The sequence below is a fragment of the Streptomyces sp. NPDC042364 genome (assembly GCF_056437585.1).
This window is the reverse complement of record NZ_JBWKAJ010000053.1, coordinates 1-2,223: the sequence shown is the minus strand read 5'-3', so window position 1 is coordinate 2,223 and position 2,223 is coordinate 1. Positions and strand designations below refer to the sequence as shown.

Annotated in this window: 2 protein-coding genes; both read right to left on the bottom strand. The window is 61.8% G+C overall.

Translation table 11 applies throughout. The features are described 5' to 3' along the window. Nucleotides 1–267: 267 nt before the first annotated feature. Nucleotides 268–660: a DUF6281 family protein gene (locus AC067N_RS38850; protein WP_478683674.1), complete on the bottom strand. Its 393-nt coding sequence runs from the start codon at nucleotides 658–660 to the stop codon at nucleotides 268–270. A gap of 28 nt (nucleotides 661–688) precedes the next feature. Next, nucleotides 689–1,855 (bottom strand): zinc metalloprotease, encoded by a 1,167-nt coding sequence (locus AC067N_RS38845; RefSeq protein ID WP_478683673.1) that lies wholly within the window; start codon nucleotides 1,853–1,855, stop codon nucleotides 689–691. Between the last annotated feature and the right edge of the window lie 368 nt (nucleotides 1,856–2,223).

The window sequence follows — 2,223 nt, the reverse complement described above, 5'->3', positions numbered from 1 at the left end:
GCTGCGTCCGCCCCCTGCCCGAACCGGGATGTCCCCTCCAAGGACGGGCCAGCACGACACTCCAGACGAAACGTGATCATGCAACGGCCCCTGGGAGGCGAACGACCCCGAACCCGTCGATTCGGAAGCTCGTCGATGACCTTGCCGCCGATTCCGCCTACATGGAGGTGGCCGCGCCGTACGCACTCGGCGAGATGACCGAGTGGGACAGCTGTCGCAGAAAAGCGCGGCGGCGCGTCGGCAAGACACGCCGCCATGCTTGACCTGTCACCCCTGGCCGACGAGTTTCTGTACCTCGGGTGGAAGACTCTTGCCGGGATTGACGACCACGAACTTTGCCTCTGCTGGGGAATCCCCCACTGCGATGGCTGTCTCCGGATCAAGTCCCTGCACCGCGTAAGCCTGGGTCTTTCCTGGCTTGTCCTGGTTGTCGTCGTTTGAGGTGTCTTTGCATGGCGGCTCGGTTGCAGTGCCGAGTTTGTCGCCGGCTTCGAACTTGACGTTGGCGATGGTGCCGTAGGTGTTCCCGTTGTACTCGACGCGGTAGGCGCATACAGCGTCCGCTTCCCCGCCGTCACTCGACGCGCTGCAGCTGGCCGTGACGGGCACTGCGGCGGCCGTTGCTAGGAGTACACTCAGAATCCGAACGCGAGTGTTCATGGGCTCGTACTTCCCCTTTCCAGGACGTTCAGTAGATGCTTCTCAGTCCGAGCACGTCGCCCTTGCCGAGGCTCCTGTACTTCGTGGTGCACGGGTCCGAGGACCCGTACATGGTCAGATTCTCGTGACCGGGTCCGAGATCTTTGAGTCCGAAGATGTGGCCGGCTTCATGAGTACCGACGGAGCGGATGTCATATTTCTCCGAGCACCTTGAGGTCGGCTTGTTCGTGAAGTCCTCGTCGTGAGTGTTGAAGCGAACGTCGGCTTCGCGCAAGTCGTTCTTGACACCAGGCGTGGGCCACGTCCAGGAGCAAGTGGTGGCGACAATGCCGTCCTTGAGATCGCCCCCGTCCCAAGTGCTCAGCCCGTCACGGTCAGTGCAGTCAGAGTTGGTATTGATGTCGGCCTCGTACTTGGTGTAGGCGAGGAAGTTCGCCTTGTTGACGTCGACCTGGTCGCTCATGCCACAGTTGTTGTTGCTTTCGGTGATGTTGTCCAGCGCCTCGTAGAACGTCCACAAGGCAGTGTTCTTGGACATTCCACCCGGCAGGCCCCCGTCACCGACGTACCAGTTGTATGTCCCGTACTCCTTGCGGTCTGCCGTCCTGTAGGTGCTGTCGCTGCACGCACCAGCAGCACTGAGGCTGTCCACGTCGGCGACCTCCGCTTCGCCGACTGAGGAGTTGTCGGGCGCGTCGGCTTCGACGGAGTCGTCCTCCTCCGTCAGGTCGTCATCCGCGACCTTGATGTCGGACAGGTCGTCCGGTACGTCACTCCCTGCCGTGGAGGACTCCACGGATGCTTCGCTGAGGTCGTAGGAGACAGTGCCGTCGGGGGCGACTTCCAGCGTGAAACCAGACTCCTCACCGCCGACGAAGATGGCGTTGACACTGACGGCGTTGCCGGGCTTGGGGACGGTGACACCAACGCCGCCATGGCGAACAATTCGCCCGATAGCGTCGCATTCGAGGACTGAGGCGCCCTCGGCTAGGTCGTTGACGCTGAGTATGCCGTCATTGGGGATGCAATCTTGCTCCGCGGCGGATGCTTGGCTCACGGAGAGGGAAGTCAGAGTGAGGGCCAGCGCGGAGAGGCCGCTGGCAACGTCTCTGGTAATGGATTTCCTTCTTCGTCTTGACATGCCCGTCCCTGTCGATTGCCGGTTTGAGATCATGAACCTGGCAAATATGAACACGCTTGCGGATGCTGAAGGAATGATTCCGGCGCAGATTGGCCTGAAGCGGTTCAACGGCTGCTTCGGTGAACTTGAGTAATGGTGGTCGAACCGCGTTCCCGGCTAGCCTCGATCTTTCTTGATGGGCCGTCGACGAAGTCGGCGGCCCATTTCGTTGTCGATGGCTGAGGTTGGGCAGGTCGAAGGCCCGGGTGTCGTCTCGGGTGAACGCCGGGTTCCACTGCTCCGGGCTGGATCCTCTTCTCGTAGGGGCAGGCGAGTCCGCTGGTCAGCCAGGGTCCCTTGCATGATCGAGGTCTGTCCGGTTTCATCCGGTGATGCCGATGGCGACCAGGGGCCTTCGCCAGTCGCGGGCGGTGTGGCGTAGG

Excerpts from the sequence above, each read along its gene's own strand:
- AC067N_RS38850 (WP_478683674.1), bottom strand. The coding sequence starts at position 660 with ATGAACACTCGCGTTCGGATTCTGAGTGTACTCCTAGCAACGGCCGCC.